This window comes from Dyadobacter sp. LHD-138, from assembly GCF_030929615.1.
In the GTDB taxonomy this organism is placed as follows: domain Bacteria; phylum Bacteroidota; class Bacteroidia; order Cytophagales; family Spirosomataceae; genus Dyadobacter.
On sequence record NZ_JAVFVU010000085.1, the window covers coordinates 1 to 4,419 of the forward strand.

At 40.9% G+C, this 4,419-nt stretch carries 6 protein-coding genes; 3 read left to right on the forward strand and 3 right to left on the reverse strand.

What is annotated here, in order from left to right:
• Positions 1 to 187: 187 nt before the first annotated feature.
• Both RB622_RS29830 and RB622_RS29835 read left to right on the forward strand, forming a co-directional pair.
• Complete coding sequence (locus tag RB622_RS29830) at positions 188 to 400, forward strand: hypothetical protein (RefSeq protein ID WP_308050492.1); 213 nt, start codon at positions 188 to 190, stop codon at positions 398 to 400.
• A gap of 59 nt (positions 401 to 459) precedes the next feature.
• The gene (locus tag RB622_RS29835; RefSeq protein WP_308050493.1) at positions 460 to 1,431 is read left to right on the forward strand and encodes a hypothetical protein; all 972 of its coding nucleotides are present in this window, start codon (positions 460 to 462) and stop codon (positions 1,429 to 1,431) included.
• A gap of 80 nt (positions 1,432 to 1,511) precedes the next feature.
• Here the strand turns inward: RB622_RS29835 and RB622_RS29840 are convergent, their stop codons facing one another.
• From RB622_RS29840 to RB622_RS29850, 3 genes are read right to left on the reverse strand one after another with little or no spacing between them, the layout of a single operon-like run.
• Positions 1,512 to 1,754: a transposase gene (locus tag RB622_RS29840; RefSeq protein WP_308050499.1), complete on the reverse strand. Its 243-nt coding sequence runs from the start codon at positions 1,752 to 1,754 to the stop codon at positions 1,512 to 1,514.
• Positions 1,703 to 2,722, reverse strand: coding sequence for an IS256 family transposase (locus tag RB622_RS29845; protein WP_308050494.1), 1,020 nt, complete (start codon positions 2,720 to 2,722; stop codon positions 1,703 to 1,705). The genes RB622_RS29840 and RB622_RS29845 overlap by 52 nt, the downstream gene beginning before the upstream one ends.
• The gene (locus RB622_RS29850) at positions 2,719 to 3,324 is read right to left on the reverse strand and encodes a transposase (protein WP_308050495.1); all 606 of its coding nucleotides are present in this window, start codon (positions 3,322 to 3,324) and stop codon (positions 2,719 to 2,721) included. Before RB622_RS29850 ends, RB622_RS29845 begins: the two co-directional genes overlap by 4 nt.
• Positions 3,325 to 3,566: 242 nt before the next feature.
• Between RB622_RS29850 and RB622_RS29855 the strand changes: the two genes are divergently transcribed.
• Positions 3,567 to 4,244 carry a hypothetical protein gene (locus RB622_RS29855; RefSeq protein ID WP_308050497.1) on the forward strand — a complete coding sequence of 226 codons (678 nt, stop codon included), beginning with the start codon at positions 3,567 to 3,569 and terminating at the stop codon, positions 4,242 to 4,244.
• Positions 4,245 to 4,419: the final 175 nt, after the last annotated feature.

The window sequence follows — 4,419 nt, forward strand, 5'->3', positions numbered from 1 at the left end:
AAAAGCGTTCCGTTCCACCTCACGGGGTGTCAGGGATATTTCATTCTTCCTTTTCAGACTATCCAAACTCTACGCATGAAGTCCCGATTCAATTCCCCCCAAGAATTTGGCTTGATCCAAAAATTGCCGATTACGGCACTTTAGTACCACTCACTAATCTGCGTAACAAATAGTAAAAACCCCTTCCATGAAAATTTTATTTTGGTTTCGGAAATCGGAAGCAAAGGATCAATTAGTACAGGACGATCCTGTTGGTTCAATTCAGTGTAGAATTTCAATTGAGAATCAAGCCCTTGAACTGGGTGCGACAAAAATTAATTGCAAAAAATCGGAATGGCGCCCGGCTGATCAGCGTATAGAGGGCAGGGCCAGGTTGTTGAAAGAGCTAATCGGACATTGAATGAAATTACTTTTCGGCTTAACAGGCTCTACGATATCCTGTTGACAAAATTTGATTACGTGACACCGATTATAGTAAAGGATCATTACAATTGCCGGGTAAAGTTAAATTATAGCCTCAAAGAAATTAACTCTAAATTCGAGACATTAAGAGCACAAATGGTTGAGCAAACGGTTATAACTCAGAGTACTCTCGATATCAACGAAAACTATGCACGCCACATCTTAGACTATTTTAACGAAATTCATGTAACTAAACCTTACGAATTGCCAAATAGCTACCTAAATGACCTATATCAATTCATGATTGCTACTGGCAGATCTGGGGCGCGTTTTGCGAGAAAGGTCTGTGCTTATTCTAAGCAAGTACTTAAATGGGCCGTTAAAGAAGGTTTATCGCCAAGGATCGACGCAATGAATCAAGTTGTACCAGGCGCGACGGACTCGGAGGATTATCTTGATACTACTTATTTATCAATATTTCAATTGGATAAACTTTGGAAATTTGATTTTGATGCTTTGGTTAAGAATGATCAAATTTCGAAACAATCGGCTGACGTTTTAAGCAGTGAAAGGGATGCTTTCGTTTTTAACTGCTTTTCCGGGATGCATCATTGTGATTACACAAAAAAGGAATTTCGGATTGAACCTTATAAGGACGCATTGTTTTTAAAAGGAAAAAGGAATAAGACGAAAAAGCCTTTTGCTGTGAAATTGTTAGAGCCGGCAGTGCATATTTTGAATAAATATGGTGGAGAAATGAACCGGCTGCCGGTAAAAAGTAACAAAAGCAGAAATGCAACCTTAAAACATATTGCACTTTATGTGGGAATTCCACAACTGGTAACAACCAAGGTTGCGAGAAAGACATTTTGTGACATCGCAATAAATGAAATGATGATGTCGACGGATGATGTTGCGGCTTGTTTGGGGCTTACATCAACCAAGTATTTGAAAAACTATGGCAGGATTCGGGAGAAAAGATTGATGAAAGTAATGAAGAGCTGGCATAAATTGAATAAAGCATCGTGAAATTTAGTGAAGCGCGACTTGTGTTGTTTTGGGACTATCTTATTAACTGTGTAAACTTTTCAATCGGGGTCGGTCGAAGCTTACAGCCTGACCCTATCTTCAAAAATAGTTAAAAACTGATTAAGTATCATACCCCAATTCCGAATAGGCATAGTCCACTTCTTGGAGGCTTCTCTCAAAGCTAAGTATACCGATTTTATTACCGCTTCATCCGTTGGAAATGATAGTTTGTTCTTGGTGTACTTTCTTATTTTCCCATTTAGGTTCTCGATTAGATTTGTGGCGACCGTCGCGCGGTATAAATGATCTGACGAATCTCCAATGGAAAATCAAAGAATACAGTTAACTCATCCCAGTTCTCACGCCAGCTTTTGATAGCATAGGAAAATTTACTGTTCCATTTAAGTTCGAGGCTGTCCAGGGCGGCGAAGGCAGCTTGCCGGGTCGGCGCACCATAAATATCTTTCAAATCACGACTGAACTCCTTTTTGTCTTTCCAGACTACATATCGGCAGCTATTCCGGATTTGATGAACGACGCATATCTGAGTGGCAGATTCTGGAAAAACAGATCGAATCGTTTGGGTAAAGCCGTTGAGATTGTCGGTGGCTGTGATCAGGATATCTTGTAACCCACGGGCCTTCATATCTGTCAAAACACTCATCCAGTAAGCAGCAGACTCATTTTTACCAAGCCACATGCCTAATATTTCCTTATAGCCATCACGTTTGAGTCCAACAGCGATGTAAACTGTCTTGTTGATCAGCTTACTGTTTTCACGCACTTTAAATACAATTCCATCCATCCAGACAATTAAGTAGACAGGCTCTAATGGACGATTCTGCCAGCTAACGATATCTTCTGCTATCCGAGAAGTGACGCGACTGATGGTTGATGTCGAAATATCAAAATTATAAACATCCCTGATTTGGTCTTCGATGTCAGAAACGCTCATTCCTTTGGCATACAGCGACACAATCACCTCTTCTATACCGTCCACCATATTCTCTCGTTTAGGGACAATCATAGGATTAAAACTAGCATCCCGATCTCGGGGCATTCGTATTTCAGATTCCCCATAACTGGTCTTAATCCTCTTTTTACCATAGCCGTTACGGGAATTGTTGTTGTGCGATTGTTCATGCTTATCATAACCCAAGTGCCCGTCCAGTTCGCCTTCCAGCATCTTCTCAATGCCCCTTTTCTGCAACTGGCCTAGAAAGTCATTGAGCGTGTCGCGGCTCTTGAACTGTTTCAAAAATTCATCGGTCAACAAATCTTCTGGTCTCATAAACTGTGTTTTGTTAAAAATAAAAAATCGGAGTTAAAATCTCCGATTTTTAGTTTACACAGTTTTTGAAATAGTGTCATTTTATATGCCAGGCATATTAAAGACCATTCACTGTCTGTTTCTGATACTCCCCTTAATGAAAATTGTCGGAAGCCTAAAACGCTTTTAATAATGCCGAAAACTGGTTCGACTGTTTGCTTTCGCTTTTTGTAAATGGCCTTATATGCAGGGATTTTTAAACGCATCCTCATTTGCTCGATCACTGACACACTTTGCTGCGGTGACCCATCATCATTAGAATCAATGTGATCTGGATCTGGGTTTAAAGCATTTTTCAGATAGCTATTATGCTGCTCTCTTGATGTAGCGATAACAGCTATGATACCTTTTGGGACATTAGAAGCATTATTTTCGCTAAAATATCCAGTATCAGCTACCGCAATTGCTATTGCACCTAATTCTGTCGGTACGGAAGCTATTGACGGCAGAAATTCAGATCTATCATTTCCGTGTTCATTGCTGTAAGCACCAACGACAATCATATCCTCGTTAACAGTAGCTTGCGCATTATAACATTGGCTAAATCCTGATGAGGTCTTCATAATTCGAGATTCCGGATGGATACTCCGGTTCGATTTGTGCCAGATATTTCGGTCGGATGATGCCAGTCATTAGGGTTCAAAAGGTGCCAGTTTATCCCGTTGTTGATCACATCTTTTACGGTTCGGATGATGCCAGTGTTTTTTGGCAGTCACGAATTTAGATAGCAGCGGATTACGGTTCGATTTGTGCCACTTTAAAAGATCAAGAATTTACCTTGTCGCTATAAATACAACGTAGCGACATGGCCAACATACTTGATCCGATGGACTTAAAACAGATAATTACGTTACATCTTGACGGGACCAGCAACCGTAGGATAGGCTCGATCCTGGGGATCTCCCGTAATACCGTGAACACTTACATGCAATTGTTTACGGCAAGCGAATACTCACTGGAAGAGCTTCTGAATTTTGATTCCGGCGCATTATCCGAGCTGTTTTCCTGTCATACCACTGTTGATACAGCACGCCATAATGAACTGATGCTTTATTTTGAGAGCGTCAATAAGGCTCGTCACCATCCCGGTTTTACCTTTTTACATCATTATCAGCAATATGTCGGGCAGGCACAGGATGCCTACAGTTACACCCAGTTCCTGGAACACTATCGGCGTAAATATCCAAGGGAAAAAGGATCGATGAAACTCGAACATCTTGCCGGAGAGGAGATGTTCATTGATTTTGCTGGTAAGAAGCTGCATATAGTCGATAAGCAGACCGGGGAAGTTACTGCGGTAGAAGTATTCGTAGCGCTTCTTCCATGTAGCCAATACACTTATGCAAGGGCCTGCATGAGTCAAAAACGCGGTGATCTGATCGCCAGCTGTGTTCATGCCCTGCAATTCTATGGCGGGGTCCCAAAGGCTATTGTCTCAGATAATCGCCGGAATTCTAAGGTCAAAACAAATTTTGGCATATAATTTTTTTAAGAAATCTCAATTTTAGCTTCGTAAGAGCTCCACATTTTTCTCACAACCCCTCCATGGTAATTGAGAGGGGATTGTGAGAAAAAATGTTCAAGGAATATTATCAATTTGGATTTATATTTCAGGCCGCTCGGCTATACTGCATGATTGGAACATATTTGCTTTTTCT

What these genes read in the sequence shown, in the direction of transcription:
- RB622_RS29830 (WP_308050492.1), top strand. Translation starts at nt 188, where the DNA reads ATGAAAATTTTATTTTGGTTTCGGAAATCGGAAGCAAAGGATCAATTA.
- RB622_RS29845 (WP_308050494.1), bottom strand. Translation starts at nt 2,722, where the DNA reads ATGAGACCAGAAGATTTGTTGACCGATGAATTTTTGAAACAGTTCAAG.
- RB622_RS29850 (WP_308050495.1), bottom strand. Translation starts at nt 3,324, where the DNA reads ATGAAGACCTCATCAGGATTTAGCCAATGTTATAATGCGCAAGCTACT.
- RB622_RS29855 (WP_308050497.1), top strand. Translation starts at nt 3,567, where the DNA reads ATGGCCAACATACTTGATCCGATGGACTTAAAACAGATAATTACGTTA.